Genomic DNA, 14935 nt, shown 5'->3' on the forward strand with positions numbered 1-14935 from the left:
CTACCCGGACATGCCCGGCGAGACGGGGATGAACTCGATGGTTTGCTGGACCTTCTTCCGGGGTCCTCGGTTGAACCCTTTCGCGTCCAGGTTGTTGCCGGCGCGATAAGCAGCCAGCGCCTCGTCGTAGATGTCGTTGAGCCGTTGCCCGGTGAAAACTTCCTGGGTTCCGTCAGTGAAGAGTATGGACACTGAAGCACCGCCAGGGAAGTGTCTCTTCATCCGGACGAAGCCCTCAGGGTCTTGCTGCAGGGAGATCAAAGGTGGACCGCGCTTTCTTTAGTGGTTAGTGACAGTTTCCCGCACTTTCCGGCCACCGCCGTCTTTGGTACCTGGCCGGTTGCGGGCAGGAACCCGGGTGACGGCTTCGCGCCGTTCACCAACAGTGTTGAGAATCGAGCCGATGCCATCCACCCTCATTCCCACGGAATCCCCTGTCTTCAAAGGCGGGGGAGTCCTGGCGCCGTTCCGGCCCCAGAGTTCGGCCAGGCAGCCGCTGCCGCAGGTTCCTGAACCCAGGACGTCGCCTGGCCGGACCACCGAGTCCTGGGACGCATAGGCCACGAGCTCAGCGAAGGGCCAGCCCATGTTGGACAGGTGGTCCCCGCCAATGGCCTCACCGTTGACTTCCACCGCCATGGCCAGGGGGAGAAAACCCTGCTCGTCGTGCAGGTGCTCGAACTCATCAGCGGTCACGATCCAGGGCCCCAGGGTATTGGCGAAGTCCTTTCCTTTACAGGGGCCAAGGCTGACCTTCATCTCCCGCCTTTGAAGGTCACGCGCCGACCAATCGTTGAGAATGGTGTAACCGAAGATGTGGCGGTGCGCGTCCGGGGCGGACAGGTTCCTGCCCTCACTGCCTGGTACGTGTCCGACGACGGCCGCGACTTCGGTCTCGAAGTCCAGCTCGCTGCAACCCGCAGGAATGCCGATCACCTCGCCGGTGCCGGTCACCGTATGAGGATTCGTGAAATAGAACGTCGGCGCTTCGTACCATTCGGCCACTACGCCTGCCACACCGTCGATGCTCTTGCGAACCCCCTCAACATGCTCCTCAAAGGCAACAAAATCCCTGATGGTGCCCGGTAGCAGCGGGGCCAGCAACTGCACGTCCCGCAAGGCAACAGGACGTACGGTCCGGCGCGTTTCCGCGGCGATGGACAGAGTCTCTTCCAGACCGGCCTGCAGGAGGTGCTGGACGGTGCGTCCCTCGGACAGCGCAAAGCAGTTGTCGTCGTCGACGAACCCTTCCCGAGTACCGCCGTCGTAGTTCCAGCGGGCAATCTTGACCATGGTTTCTTCCTTAGACGGTGGGGCGGGCGGCGGGGGCTGCCGCGGAGGTGATACCGAGACGGCCGGCGTTGCCGGCAAGTACCCGGGTGATATCGGCGTCGGAGAGGCCGGCGGCATGAACCTCCGCAACAGGGTGGTCCGAGCCCATGTCAAAGGGGTAGTCAGAGCCGAGCATCACTTGGGTGGGCCCGGCAGCTTCGATGAGCGCCCTGAGTTCGCGGGGATGGTGGACCAGCGAATCGAAGAAGATCCGCCGAAGATAGGACGACGGCGGTTCGGCGCACTGCCGCGCCTCGGGCCGGACCTTCCAGGCATGGTCCGAACGGCCGATCGTGGTGGGAAGGTAACCCCCGCCATGGGCGGCGAGGATCCGCAGGTCCGGGTACCGGTCCAGGACCCCGCTGAAGATGAGGTGGGACAGGGCCACAGCGTTCTCGGCCGGCTGGGACACGGTGTTGGCCAGGTAAAACCGGTCTAGACGCTCGTCCAGGGAACAGCCGAACGGATGCAGGAAGACCAGGGCACCCAATTCCTCCGCCCGGCTCCAAAAGGATTCCAACCGAGGATCCGACAGCTCCACGGTGGTGCGCTCCGCAGCCTCGGGCGTGCCGGCGAACGATCCGATCTCCACACCAGCCAAACCGCATTCCGTCACGGCGTGCTCCAGCGCTTCGACCATGAGATGGGGATGCTGCAAAGGAACGAGCCCGAGTCCGTTCAGCCGGTCCGGAGCCCTGTCGATGAGCTCACGGACTGCCGCATTCGCCTGCTTGGCCAACGCCAGTGCGAGCTCCGCACGGGCAAAGTAATAGAAGTGCGAGGGTGACGGGGAGACGAGTTGGACATCCACGCCTTGGGCGTCCATGTCTTTCAGGCGTCGGGTGAGGTCAGTGAGCTGTTGCCACCGCTCCTTGATCATGGCGCCTGAGGTGGCCATGGATTCAGGACCGTTCCTCAGGGCTTCCAGGGCCTGGAGGGCCGCGAATCCCTCCGGGTCACCTTCCGCCAGTTCTTGTTGGAGTGCCGGAATGAGGACGTGCGCGTGGACATCGATGACGGATTGGTGGTCTGTGGCAAGGGTGTTCATGCAGGTTCCTTCAGCATGGTTGACAGGGAATTCATCAGTCCGGGCACATCGGCGTCCCGGACGCCGTCCAGCATCCACTGCCCCAACTGGACCGATGCCTGTACCACGGCTGTCGCCCGCTCCAAGCGTCGATCCGTGAACTCTTTCCATAAGGTCTCGGTGAGGTGGTGGGCGGAGATCAGGAGTTCCGCAAGCACTGCCGCATCCTCCAAGGCCATGGCGGCCCCTTGGGCGACCGTCGGGGGGCAGCTGTGGGCGGCGTCCCCGATGATGACGGTGCTCCCGCGATTCCACGGGCCTTCCACCAAGTGCGAGGTGAACCACGTGTAATTGATGCGGGCGCTGTGGTCCAGGTTGTCCCTGATTTCGTTCCACGGGCCACCGTAGGCTGCAGCAAGTTCTGCCATGACCTGTGGGCCGTCTTCGTGCCTGCGTTCCTGCGCCTCTTCCACGAGGTAGGCGTAAATGGTGTCCGGTCCGGTGGGGCAATAGCCGGCAATGAAGCATGGGCCACCGTAGGTGAGATCGGTCCGGACTACGTCTTCGGGCCGTTCGACGAAGGCGCGCCAAATGCCCATGCCGGTGGGTTTGGGCTCGACGTCGATGCCGATCGCTGTGCGGACTGCGGAATGGAGCCCGTCAGCGCCTATGAGGAGATCATAGGAGGCACTGGAACCATCGGCCGTGCGGACCGTGACGGTGCCGCCGTCGTCAGCTATGTCGGTGACGGTTTTGCCATAGCTGATGCGGGCGCCTGCTTGTTGGGCCCGGTCCCGGAGGATGGCGGTCAAGTCCGGACGGTACATTCCGAGCGTTGCCGGAAGATCGTCGCCACCGGTCCGGATGTCCTCCAGGACTGCGATGACTGTGCCGGCGGGGTCGGGGGCGCGCAGGCCAAGGGTGCTGAAAGCGTACCCTTGTGCTTGCACCTGATCCCAGACTCCCAGGTTGCGGAGGATTCGCAGGGCGTTGCCTTGGAGCGTTATCCCTGAGCCCAGGGTTTGCGGTTCCGCGGCCTTCTCCAGGACCACCACCTCGATACCTGCATCGGCCAGGAGGATGGCGGCAGTAAGCCCCGCGGCTCCCGCTCCGACGATTCCGACCCTCTTTACTGCTGCCATCTGAAGACTCCTTTGTGTCGACGGCGTTGCTGCCTGGTGTGCTGCGTGCGGTGGTGGACGGGGTGTCAGCGGACCGCGATGGGATTGACCGGCGAGCCCACAGCCCCGGTGATGGGGAGTGGGGCCGCAGTGAGCATGAAGTCATACCTGCCGTCGGCGGCGCACGCGTGAGCCAGTGCGTCAGGATCCCACATTTCCCCGAGGAACAAACCAAGGTTGGGGATGGCGATCTGGTGCAGGGGCTGGAACGCGCCTTCAAACTCATTGGGCCGGACCTCGAAGCCCCAGGTATCTGTGGCGATACCGGCAATTTCCGAGGTATGCAGCCATTCCGCGGTGCTGAAGGACAGGCCCGGTGCGGACCCGCCGGCGTAGTCGCCCCACCCGTCGCGCCGGACCCGTGTGTACTGACCCGTTCGGATCACAACGATGTCGCCCCGGCGAACAGGGGAGCTGGGACCCTGACGTTCAATAGTGCGTTCCAGGTGTTCGGGGGTGATCGCGAAACCGTCGGGCAGTTCACCATCGGTGCGCCCCAGCTCCGCGCCGAGTGCGCGGCCGACGTCCAGCAGCACGCCGCGGGTGACGATCTTCGCCGCGGCGGTTTCGATCCCGGTGACGAGGTCGCCTTCGGAGGTGACCACATCTCCGGCTGCACGCCCGTTCCAAGCCTTGCCGCGATCAAAAATATGACCCAGCCCATCCCATTGCGTGGAGCACTGCAAAGGCATGGCAATGACGTCATCGGCGCCCCCGAAGCCGTGGGGGAACCCTTGGTTGCCCCGCTCGGCATCCACACCGGTGTCCGTCATTGTGTGCACGGGATTGGTCCGGCGACGCCACCCCTTCTGGGGGCCGTTGGTGTCGAAGGGCTGGGACAGGGAAAAGGCCTCGCCGGTGGTGACCAACGCAGCGGCCTCCACGCGCTTGGCCGCATCAATGAAGTTCAGGGTGCCGAGCACGTCGCCTTCGCCCCAGCGGCCCCAGTTGTTGAACTGCCTGGCCGCGGCGGCGATACTGGCCAGCGGATCTTTCCGCTGGATCAGGGAAACGTTCACGGCATCGGTGGTCACTGTTCGTCCTTGCAGTGGATGAGCTGGGTGCCCAGCCCGGTGATGGTGCCTTCCATGACGTCCCCGTTTTGCAGGAGCCGTCCCCAGTGCTGGCCATTACCGGCAGGGCTGCCTGTCAGCACCAGGTCGCCTGGCTTCAGCGGCATCGTTTGGGAGGCTTCGCTCACGAGTTTGGCAACGCCGAAGATCATGTCCTGGGTGGACTCGTCCTGCATGGCTTTGCCGTTGAGCTTCAGTGTGACCTGGACGTCCTGCGGGTCACCGAAAAACTTGGCCGGTACCAGCAGGGGACCGGTGGGCAGGAACCCCGGTGCGTTCTTGGCGCGGTACCAGTCCGAACCAATGGCGGGCATGTCCTTGCGGAAGACGTACTCGCGGGTGGTGATGTCATTGACCATGGTGTAGCCGTACACGTAGTCCAGGGCTTCCTCGGGAGTGACGCGGAACGCGGTCCTGCCGATGACTGCTGCCAGTTCCAGCTCCCAGTCGTGGGACTTGCTGTAGGACGGCAGGGTGAGATCATCTGTGGCCGACGCGATCGCCGTCGGAAGCCCGATGAAGAAGTACGGTGTGCCCTGACCGGCGCGCTGATCCATCATGGCGGCGGTCTTGGTGCGAACCTCCTCGGCATCCTGGCCGGCTTCGCGGTGGGCTACCGCGAGGTCGATCACGTGCTTGCGGTAGTTGGCCCCTGTTTGCAGCACTTGCATGGGTTCCACGGGAGCAAGGACATCAACGCCGGACAACGCCAGGCCTGTTTCGTCGCCCGCTGAGGCAGCCAAGGCGTCCAGTTCGCTTTCGGTGGTGTCCCAGTGCTGGATGAGCGAGTTGATGTCGCCGTCCAGGGGGAGGACACGTTCTCCCACCACAAGACCGACTTTGGGTTTGCTCTCTCCGGGCTCCTGAAAGCGGATCAGTGCGTAGTTTGGCTGCGTCATTAGCCGCGGCCCTGCTTTGCGTAGGGGTTCAGGAGTGCTTCCTTCATTTCAGCGGAAGCACCTTCTTCCGTTGCGGTGAAGCCTTCGGCCGGCGGGAAGGATTCGGTCATGGAGTGCGGCATGGCGCCGTTCTTGTAGAAGTTGTTGGATCCTTCAGAAGGCTTCCAGGTGTTGGCGTCCCAGTCCGGGACGTAGTTGCGGTATCCGCCGGAGTTGAGCTCGACGCGGAGACCTGAGGGGTCGCGGAAGTACAGGAAGTTCTGCTCGCCCACGCCGTGGATGGAGGGTCCGTATTCCATGGGGGTGCCGTGTTCCATCATGACGTCTGCAGTGCGGAGCAGGTCTTCGGTGGCGTCCACCCAGAAGGCGATGTGGTTGACGCGGCCGGCGCGCTGGGAGGTGTCCAGGACCACTCCGAGGTCGTGGGACTTCTCGTTGGTGGTCAGGACTGAGAAGACCGTGATGGGTGCTTCATCCAGGTCCACGAAGGCCATGACGCGGAACCCCAGCGCTTCGTTGTACCACTGGGCGAACCCCCGGACGTCGGAGGCAGCCACCGTGACGTGGTCCAGGAAGCGTGGAGCGGCTGCGTGGCTGCTGCGGCGCTCGGGACGGTCCGGGTAGGTGGATTCGAAGCCGGGCTCTGCAACGAACTTCTCTACGTCGTAAAACAGGCGCATGTGGTGGCCGTAGGGACCGGTGAACTCATAGGCCTTGCCAAAGCCGTGACCACCCGCAGTCCACGTGCCCTGCACGCCGGTTGCTTCAACACGGGCTGCGGCGGCTTCGAGTGCGGCCTGGGAGTTGGTGCGCCACGCCATCCGGCCCAGGGATGCCTCGGGGCCTTCAGTGATGACCAGGCTGTAGCGGTAGTAATCGCCCCAGCAGCGAAGGTAGACATTGCCCTCCACGCGGTCGATGATGCGCATGCCGAACTTCTCCTCGTAGAACCGTGCCGAGGCGTCGACGTCCGGAGCGGTGATCTCGAGGTGGGCAAGATGGGAGAGGGGAGTTTCCACGATGAATTCCTTCTATGTACTGATGGCTCGGACAGTTCTCTGCAGGGTCCTGTAACCACCATGAGCCACATCACGTATCCGGAGAAGAGCAAGTATCTGATAGGAGCTATCCGTCAAACAAATAGTTGGAGTCGGTGCGGCTATCAGCCGTATGAATACCAGCTATACCCAAACAGCTATTCTCCGATGGAGTGAGGCTTGTCACAGTGATGGAAATCCCCTCGGCGACCCTGCCGGTACCAGGGACTCTTCAATGGCGAAGGAACACCCATGAGCATCATTGATCCCACTGCGCTCGAGTCGCGCCGTCCGGTCTCCACCCGGGAAGCGGGCAAGGCGCAAGCCGCACTTCTTGTGGCCGGAAGCTGTATGCCGGTCCTGGGCGCCGTTTTGCTGGCACCTGTCCTGCCCACCCTGAACCAGGTTTTCGCGGACACTGCGGGTGTCGCAATTCTTGTGCCGCTGGTCCTGACGCTTCCAGCGTTGTTCGTGGCATTGTTTTCGCCCTTGGCGGGTTACGTCGCTGACAGGATGGGCCGTCAGCAGTTGTTGATCTACGCCATGCTGGCCTACGCACTTTTTGGCACGGCACCGCTATGGCTGGACACCCTTGAGTCCATTGCCGCATCAAGGATCGGCGTAGGTATTGCAGAGGCAGCCATCATGACGTGCTGCACAACTCTGATCACCGACTACTATGCGGGGCAGCAACGGAACAAATACCTGGGCCTCCAAACCATGGTGAGCGCACTTGCTGCGACGGCATTCTTTGCGCTGGGTGGCGCCTTGGGCAGTATCAGCTGGCGGACGCCCTTCTGGCTGTACGCAGTCAGCGCCGTCCTGGTGGTCCCCATGATCTTCAAGCTCTGGGAACCAGCCAGGAGCCAAGCCACGGGCCTGGCAGCGAAACAGCCGGTGCCCTGGCGTCAGATCGGTGTACCTGCTGCTGTGACACTGTTTGGCGGCATGGTGTTCTACGCGTTGATAGTCCACCTGCCCTACGTCATCACAAGTTTGGGCGTCCAGGATGCCGCCCTCATAGGTGGTGCGGCTGCGATCGCTTCGCTTGCAACGGCAGCAGGGGCAATCTCCTTCCGTTTCCTGGCCAAGCTGGGCACCCGAAAACTGTTGGCAGGCGCTTTCGGCCTCGCCGCCGTCGGGCTCTGCGTTGTTTCCGTGGCGGGCAGCGTTCCCGTGGCTGTCCTTGGGGCAGTGATCGCCAGTGCGGGCACGGGTGTTTTGTTGCCGACGCTGCTGACGTGGGCGGTCAACGGGCTGGACTTCTCCCAGCGCGGCCGGGGCACCGGTATCTGGACTGGAACCTTGTTCATCGGCCAGTTCCTGACGCCTATAGTCCTGGGCGCGACAGCCGCTGCTCTGGGCAACCTGGGCCTTGCGCTCGGGGCGCTGGGCCTGGCCTGCGCGCTGGCGTTGCTTGCTGTGCTGATTCGTGGGCCGCGGCTGGTACCTGTCAGCCACTGATGAAGACCGTGGCTGGATAACCTAAGAGGATGAAGAACCTGGACCTCAACCTGTTGCCCCAATTGCAGGTGCTGTTGGAACTGCGGAACGTTTCCCGGGCGGCCGAGCGGCTCCAACTCAGCCAGCCGGCAACCAGTGCAGCCATGGCCAGGCTCAGGCGGCATTTCGACGACGAACTCCTGGTGCGTCACGGCCGCACGTACGATCTCACACCCTTTGCGCAGTCGTTGGTCCCGCTGGTGGATGAAGCCATGCTTCATGTCCAGCGGGCCACGCGTGTCCGGTCCGGATTCGATGCCACCACAAGCGAACGCGAGTTCGTCATTGCGGCTTCCGATTATGCAGCTGCCCTCATTGTGGGGCCGCTGCGGGGCATCCTGCAGCAGGAAGCACCACGCGTGGTGGTGGACTTCGTTCCGACCTCCGGACTTGAGGGCACCATGGCCGAATACTCCAAGATGGACCTGTTGGTGGGGCCCACTGGTTACAAGATGCAAGGCGACTCCAAGCAGCTTTTCCGTGACAGTTTTGTAGCAGTGGTCGATGCCGCGAATCCTTTGCTCCGGATGCCGGCCATGACGTTGACGGATCTTATTGGCGTCCCGCACGCGGTGGGGTACTTCGGCGAGGGGATCAGCACCCCGGCTGACAAACTTTTTGAGTCCCGGGGCGTTCGACGGCGGGTGGCAGCGACAGTGGCAGGCTTCCTGTCCCTGCCCCTCCTGGTGGAGGGTACGGACTTGGTGGCCTTGGTGCCGAGGATGCTGGCGTCCAGGGCCCAACGCGGGGCAAGGATCGAGGTTCTGGAGTTCACCGGAGACTTGGAGGCCTCATTGGTCGAGGCAATGTATTGGCATCCATCACAGACCGAAGATCCAGCCAACGCCTGGCTGAGGTCAGTGGTTCAGCGGGCCTGTTCCCAACTGCACGCTCTTTTCCCGGTGACGGCACATCCCATACCCGTCGCAGCAACGTATCCCGTTGGGTTGGACGGATGATGCTGTCGACGAACAGCATGCTTGATATGACAGACGCCATGGTGGTGATTACAGGCGCCAACGGTGGCCAAGGCCTGGCCGAAACCCTGCTGCTGGCCACTACCGGGGCGACCGTGCTCGCGGCAGATCTGACCGCGGAGCCATCCGCAGCCCTGAAGGCCGTAGCCGCTTCACACCCGGACCGCATTGTCTACCGCCAACTCGATGTCACCGAGCCAAGTGGGTGGGCGCACTTGGCGAAGCTCCTCCACGACGAATACGGCCGGGTGGACGGCTTGGTCAACAACGCCGGCATCACCCGACGCAGCCGCCTGCTCGAGGCAACACCGGCCGATCTCGCCGCCGTATCGGAGGTGAACGTTACTGGGCCTCTGCTGGGAATGCAGGCCTGCGTTCCGTTGATGAAGCCCGGGGCTTCCATCGTCAATGTTGGATCAGTGGCGGCCCTCAGCGGGCATTACCCTGTTGCCTACACCGCCAGTAAATGGGCGCTGCGGGGGCTTACCATCGCCGCCGCCACGGAACTCGGGCCGCAGGGCATCCGGGTGAACTCGGTTCATCCTGGATTTATCGAGACGCCCATGACGTCCGGAGCCAACCCGGCTTTCAGGGAAGCCAGCATCGCCGAGACGCCGCTGGGGAGAACCGGGACTCCCGAGGAAGTTGCGGCCGTCGTGCTTTTCCTCCTGAGCCCAATGGCCGCTTTTGTCACGGGAGTGGACCTGCCGGTTGACGGTGGACAGAGCAGCCACGGCGGAGCGAAATCAATCTCAGATGCGGTGCGTTGACCGATAACACGTGGCTAGCGCCGTTGAACTCCTAGGTCCCCGGGCCCACCAACCGGTAGTTCAACAGGACGATTCCGGACGGGTAATGACGGCACTCCATGAGTTCCAACTTCGTCCACTGACCCACCCGGCCGAAGAACGGAATGCCACCGCCCAGGATGACGGGGATCACGGAAATACCCAGCTCATCGATCAAACCCTGCTCGATGAATTCCGTCACCAACTCACCGCCGCCAAACAGGCAGATGTCTTTGTCCCCGGCAATGGTTTCCTTGATATGCGCAACGAGTTCCCGCAGATCGCCGGAGAACAGTTCGGTAGTGCCCTTGGTAGCGAGTGTTTGGTGGTGGGTGACCACGTACGTTGGGACCTTGGACACCCCGCCGCCCATCGCTGACACCTCACGGTAGGTGTTGGCCCCCATGATGTAAGCCCCGGTCCTGCGCTCGGTGGCTTCAAATCCGTAGTCTTCGTCCCTGGCCATGGCATCGTTCAGCCATGAAAGATCGCCGCCCTCTGAGGCGATGTATCCGTCCAAGCTGGAGGCCATGCCCCCGAACACCTTACTCACGGCAAGGATTCGGTGTCCGGGGCGATTTCAGTTGTGACGGCCGTGTCCGCCGCTGCGCCTTGCTTCCGGCTTGCCAGCAGGAACGGCACCGCGATCAGCTCGATGACGCCGGCCACAGCCAAGGATGCCGGGTAGCCGTAAAGATCAGCCCCCCGGCCAAGGAGTGGCTGGATGACCACGCCACCGCTGGAACCCATGAGCGAATCGAAACTGAGTACGGTGGCCCGTTGCTTCGAAGGGATCATGTCATTGATATACGCCTGTCTGACCGGAGTTGCGGCGGCGCCCACTACGCCCCACAGGGCCAGGAGCACCAACGCAAGCCAGAAGTTGCGGGTGAACCCGAGGATCAGCAGGATGACGGCACCCACCAGGCCACCAAGAATCAGGACGGACGTGCGTTTGTGGAACAGTGTTCGTGCGTGGGGAGCGAGCCAGCCGCCCAGGATCTGCGAACCAGCCACAATGGCGGCAGCCAGTCCGGCGATGGAGTAGGCGCGCGGGTCGCCGAACAGATCAAGCAGGAACGGCTGAAGGGCGTAGAAAACATAGATTCCGACGCCGGCGCTGAACGGTGCGGCGAGCATCACGTAGCGTACTGGCGGTTTTTTCAATCCGTTCTCAATGGACGCGGAAAGCACTGCCCGGGTAGCACGAAGGGGGTGCGTCGAGCGTTCAGGCGAGAACCCGACGTCGTGCATTAGGGCGAACGCTACTGCGAACATCGCTGCCAACACAGCTACCCGGAGGATGAACGGCACCCCGAGATTGCTTGCCTGGGCTATGACGCCGCCGGCCACGGAGCCGAGCAACATGGCCACGCCTTGCACCATTTGCCCCCTGCCCAGCACGGACTCGAGCCCGCCTTCGTAACCCGAGAAGCGCAAAGCGTCCACTAGCCAGGCCTCCACAGCCCCGGAGAAGAACGTAAAGCCCAAGCCCAGCAGGACGGAGACCACTGCCCACATCCAGAATGGCGCCGAGATCTGCCACAGCACAAAGTACAAATAGGTGGAGACGGCCAGCGTCACCGTGCCCAGCAAGAAGGAAACCCTACGGCCCCAACCGTCGGCGATGACCCCGGTAGGAACCTCGAAAAGGACCATCCCTGCTGTGAAGAACGCATTGGCGGCGAATGCCTCAAGGTTGCTCAGCCCGGCATCAAGCAGGAAGAGAGTGTTGATACCCCAGATGAACGAGGCAGCAATGGTGTTTCCCAGCGTCAGCGTGAGGTAGACACGTTGAATCTTGCGGGCTTCCTCGTTCACCTTGCCCACCTGCACCATCGACCGAGGGCCTTTTGGGCGGCCACGTCCGCCTGCAACCCATACTGATCGCCCATAGAGCCGTTCTACGCCGAAGCCACCGCGAATGCCAGACCACGGAGAAACTGCCGATGGCTGTCGAGTCCACCGGCAGTTTTCCAGCGTTGAAGCTTCTACGCCTGGACGAGTCCAGCGCCCGGGTGTGAAGCCAACAGCGGCGCGAAAAACCGGCCAAGTTCGGCCGTCGCGGTCAGGGGCAGCACATTGGCGACGTACTGGTCCGGGCGGACCACCACAACGACGCCGTCCCGGCTGAGTCCGCGCAGGTCGAAGATGTCGTTGTTGGGGTCGGTACCGAACACTTTTTCGAGGTAGGTGAGCTTGAAGGGTCCTACCGTGGGTTTGAAGGCCTCGGGTACGGCGTTGATGTCCACGTTGGTGTGGTCTTGTTGGTAGATCACCTTCACATCGAACCAGGCGTCGCGGTCAGCGTCCGACGGCGTCGCGGCCAGCGGCGATTCCGGTGAGCTCGCGATCCACTCGGCGAAGTCGGCTACCGGACCTGGGCTGCCCGCCTGGGCAGTATCGGCAAAGACGTAGATGCGCCATCGGCCATCTGCTTTGGCGTGATGGCCAAGGTGCATGGGGTTGGTGTCGCAGACACGGAGGACGGGTGCCGATTTGAAGCGTTTACCGACGGGGAAGCCGGTGGCGAGCTCCTGGTGCTGTGCCTCGGCAACCAGCATGGACGGGGCATATTGGGTCATGAAGCCAGCCGGGAATTCTGCGGTGCTGGTGTAGAAGGTCTCCAGTTCGGCGGGGTCTTCGAATTCTTCTGGTTTCTTGGCCATCAGTGTGGACCATTGCTTGTCGAAATCGATCAGGTTCTTGGCCACCACCTGGCGTTCGGCCGAGTAGCTGTCCAGTAGGCTTTCGGGGCTGCGGCCTTCCAGGACGTGGCCGAGTTTCCAGCCAATGTTAAAGCCATCCTGCATGGAGACGTTCATGCCTTGGCCGGCTTTCGCGCTGTGGGTGTGGCAGGCGTCGCCGGTGATGAACACCCGTGGCGTGCGGGTACCGCGGTCCTCCGGCAGAACGTCGTCGAACCTGTCTGTGAGCCGGTGTCCTACCTCGTAGACGCTGTGCCAGGCGACATTGCGGACATCCAGGGTGTAGGGGTGGAGGATGTCGTTGGCCTTGCCGATGATTTGCTCGATGGTGGTTTTCCGCACGGCGCCTTTGTCGTTGGGATTAACTTCGCCCAAGTCCACGTACATGCGGAACAGGTGGCCACCTTCGCGGGGGATCAACAGGATGCTGCCACCGGCGCCGGACTGGATGGCGCACTTGGTGCGGATGTCCGGGAAATCGGTGACGGCGAGGACGTCCATGACACCCCAGGCGTGGTTGGCCTGATCGCCGGCAAGGTAGCAGCCGATGGACTCGCGAACCTTGCTGCGGGCACCGTCAGCCCCCACCACATAATTTGCCCGGACAGTGCGCTCCCGGCCTTCCTTGGGACCGGACGTATGGGCCAGTGTGACGGTGACAGGGTAGTCGCCGTCTTCGGTGACTTTGAGGCCTTGGAATTCGTAGCCGTAGTCCGGCGTCATCCGCGTGGGGGAGTTGGCCATGAACTCGGCAAAGTAGTCCAGCACGCGGGCCTGGTTCACAATCAGGTGCGGGAACTCACTGATCCCCGCGGGATCGTCCACAGCCCGGGCGGCCCGGACAATGCGGGAGTGGTCGGCCGGGTCCGGCTTCCAGAAGGCCATCTCGGTGATGCGGTAGGCCTCCGCGATGATTCGTTCGGCAAACCCGAATGCCTGGAAAGTTTCGACGCTGCGGGCCTGAATGCCGTCGGCCTGGCCGATGGCGAGCCGTCCGGGGCGACGCTCCACAATGCGGGTTGTGATGTCAGGAAACTGGGACAGTTGCGCCGCGGTCAACATTCCGGCCGGGCCGGTGCCCACAATGAGAACGTCAACTTCGTCGGGCAGCTCGGCGGGGCGGTTGATGCCGACGCCGGCGGCCGGTTCAACTCGCGGGTCACCGGATACGTATCCGTGGTGGTGGAACTGCACGGGCTTTCCTCACTTCTTTGTGGGCCATCAATCAAGGTGTTCTATAATAGAACAGCTTGTTCTATTATCGCTCACACAATAGTAATGCCGCTCACAGCAGGCTTCAAGTGTCCGCAGTGACCCACCACCGAATCTGCCGGAGCTTCCTGCCCAAAGGGCTGTGGACGTGTCAGGATCAGGTATGCCGCGACTGATGCTTTTGGACACTGCCTCTTTGTACTTCCGCGCCTTCTACGGCGTGCCCGATTCCATCCGCCGATCCGATGGCACACCTGTGAACGCGGTGCGGGGGCTCATGGATATGATCGCCCGACTCACCACCGACTACGAAGCCACGCACTTGGTCGCCTGCTGGGACAACGATTGGCGCCCGCAATGGCGCGTGGACCTGATTCCCAGCTACAAGTCGCACCGGGTCGCGGAGATTGTTCCAACTGGTCCGGATGTGGAGGTTGTCCCCGACCCTCTTGAGGCGCAGATTCCCATGATCCGGCGAGTACTTGACCTCGCGGGGATCGCTGTGGTGGGCGTTGACGCGCATGAAGCGGATGACGTCATAGGGACCTACGCGAGCCAGTCCCGGATGCCGACGGATGTGGTCACGGGCGACCGCGACCTGTTCCAGCTCGTCGATGATGACCGTGGAGTCCGCGTCATTTACACAGCACGCGGAATGAAGAACCTGGAAGTCCTCACCGACGTCGTTGTGGTGGGCAAGTACCGTGTGCTGCCCCAGCAATATGCCGACTTCGCAACACTCCGGGGCGATGCCTCCGACGGACTACCCGGCGTTGCCGGCATCGGAGAAAAGACGGCGGCGTCATTGCTTGGCGAACACGGGTCATTGAAGGGGCTGCTTGAGGCGGCGGAAGCTCCCGACGGCGGGTTGTCGGCTTCTGTGCGCGCCAAGCTGTCCGCGGCGGCTGACTACCTCAACGTGGCGCCTACGGTCGTAAATGTGGTGCGCGACTTGGAAGTGCCGACGCTTGATGAAGCAGGTGCCGAGCTGCGTCCCGTCACCGGAGACGCGCGCACGGAACTGGAACAGCTGGCGACGGAGTGGAATTTGGGTGGATCGGTCAAGAGGCTGTTGGAGGCGCTGGACCGAGTCCGCTGACATCCACCCACAGGCTCCGGTTCACTTTCACAGCCGAATGACAGGTTCGGAACAGCCGGGGCTGTGGTGGGTCTCTCATCGTGTTAAGGAGGACGGAAC

At 62.7% G+C, this 14935-nt stretch carries 14 protein-coding genes; 4 read left to right on the top strand and 10 right to left on the bottom strand.

Annotated features, from left to right (window positions below; genetic code table 11):
* The 7 genes from QEH68_RS10245 to QEH68_RS10275 form a co-directional block, all read right to left on the bottom strand.
* A complete protein-coding gene (locus QEH68_RS10245; protein ID WP_207597366.1) occupies nucleotides 1–261 on the bottom strand; it encodes a hypothetical protein in 261 nt (86 codons plus the stop codon).
* A gap of 18 nt (nucleotides 262–279) precedes the next feature.
* On the bottom strand, nucleotides 280–1293 hold the full coding sequence (locus QEH68_RS10250) for a fumarylacetoacetate hydrolase family protein (protein WP_280627878.1): 1014 nt from the start codon (nucleotides 1291–1293) through the stop codon (nucleotides 280–282).
* 10 nt (nucleotides 1294–1303) lie between these two features.
* On the bottom strand, nucleotides 1304–2380 hold the full coding sequence (locus tag QEH68_RS10255; protein WP_280627879.1) for an amidohydrolase family protein: 1077 nt from the start codon (nucleotides 2378–2380) through the stop codon (nucleotides 1304–1306).
* Nucleotides 2377–3501: an FAD-dependent monooxygenase gene (locus QEH68_RS10260; RefSeq protein WP_280627880.1), complete on the bottom strand. Its 1125-nt coding sequence runs from the start codon at nucleotides 3499–3501 to the stop codon at nucleotides 2377–2379. Before QEH68_RS10260 ends, QEH68_RS10255 begins: the two co-directional genes overlap by 4 nt.
* A 65-nt stretch (nucleotides 3502–3566) precedes the next feature.
* Entirely contained in the window at nucleotides 3567–4574 is a 1008-nt protein-coding gene (locus QEH68_RS10265; protein ID WP_207597370.1) for a cyclase family protein, read from the bottom strand.
* The gene (locus QEH68_RS10270) at nucleotides 4571–5512 is read right to left on the bottom strand and encodes a fumarylacetoacetate hydrolase family protein (protein ID WP_207597371.1); all 942 of its coding nucleotides are present in this window, start codon (nucleotides 5510–5512) and stop codon (nucleotides 4571–4573) included. The genes QEH68_RS10265 and QEH68_RS10270 overlap by 4 nt, the downstream gene beginning before the upstream one ends.
* A complete protein-coding gene (locus tag QEH68_RS10275) occupies nucleotides 5512–6531 on the bottom strand; it encodes a VOC family protein (protein ID WP_280627881.1) in 1020 nt (339 codons plus the stop codon). Before QEH68_RS10275 ends, QEH68_RS10270 begins: the two co-directional genes overlap by 1 nt.
* Nucleotides 6532–6801: 270 nt before the next feature.
* On the opposite strand from QEH68_RS10275, the gene QEH68_RS10280 reads away from it, so the two are divergent.
* The 3 genes from QEH68_RS10280 to QEH68_RS10290 are packed head-to-tail and all read left to right on the top strand — an operon-like array spanning nucleotide 6802 to nucleotide 9799.
* Nucleotides 6802–8013 carry an MFS transporter gene (locus tag QEH68_RS10280; RefSeq protein WP_280627882.1) on the top strand — a complete coding sequence of 404 codons (1212 nt, stop codon included), beginning with the start codon at nucleotides 6802–6804 and terminating at the stop codon, nucleotides 8011–8013.
* Nucleotides 8014–8042: 29 nt separating this feature from the next.
* Nucleotides 8043–9011 (top strand): LysR family transcriptional regulator, encoded by a 969-nt coding sequence (locus QEH68_RS10285; protein WP_280627883.1) that lies wholly within the window; start codon nucleotides 8043–8045, stop codon nucleotides 9009–9011.
* 26 nt (nucleotides 9012–9037) lie between these two features.
* Nucleotides 9038–9799: an SDR family oxidoreductase gene (locus tag QEH68_RS10290; RefSeq protein ID WP_280627884.1), complete on the top strand. Its 762-nt coding sequence runs from the start codon at nucleotides 9038–9040 to the stop codon at nucleotides 9797–9799.
* Between the two features lie 31 nt (nucleotides 9800–9830).
* Here QEH68_RS10290 and QEH68_RS10295 read toward each other — a convergent pair whose 3' ends face one another.
* From QEH68_RS10295 to QEH68_RS10305, 3 genes are all read right to left on the bottom strand, one after another.
* The gene (locus tag QEH68_RS10295; RefSeq protein WP_207597375.1) at nucleotides 9831–10349 is read right to left on the bottom strand and encodes a dihydrofolate reductase family protein; all 519 of its coding nucleotides are present in this window, start codon (nucleotides 10347–10349) and stop codon (nucleotides 9831–9833) included.
* 17 nt (nucleotides 10350–10366) lie between these two features.
* The gene (locus tag QEH68_RS10300; RefSeq protein WP_280627885.1) at nucleotides 10367–11638 is read right to left on the bottom strand and encodes an MFS transporter; all 1272 of its coding nucleotides are present in this window, start codon (nucleotides 11636–11638) and stop codon (nucleotides 10367–10369) included.
* A 170-nt stretch (nucleotides 11639–11808) separates the two neighbouring features.
* Nucleotides 11809–13719: an FAD-binding monooxygenase gene (locus QEH68_RS10305; protein WP_280627886.1), complete on the bottom strand. Its 1911-nt coding sequence runs from the start codon at nucleotides 13717–13719 to the stop codon at nucleotides 11809–11811.
* 181 nt (nucleotides 13720–13900) lie between these two features.
* Between QEH68_RS10305 and QEH68_RS10310 the strand changes: the two genes are divergently transcribed.
* Nucleotides 13901–14836: a 5'-3' exonuclease gene (locus QEH68_RS10310; protein ID WP_242703600.1), complete on the top strand. Its 936-nt coding sequence runs from the start codon at nucleotides 13901–13903 to the stop codon at nucleotides 14834–14836.
* The last annotated feature ends 99 nt before the right edge of the window (nucleotides 14837–14935 follow it).

Source organism: Paenarthrobacter sp. OM7, from assembly GCF_029873575.1.
Lineage (GTDB): Bacteria > Actinomycetota > Actinomycetes > Actinomycetales > Micrococcaceae > Arthrobacter.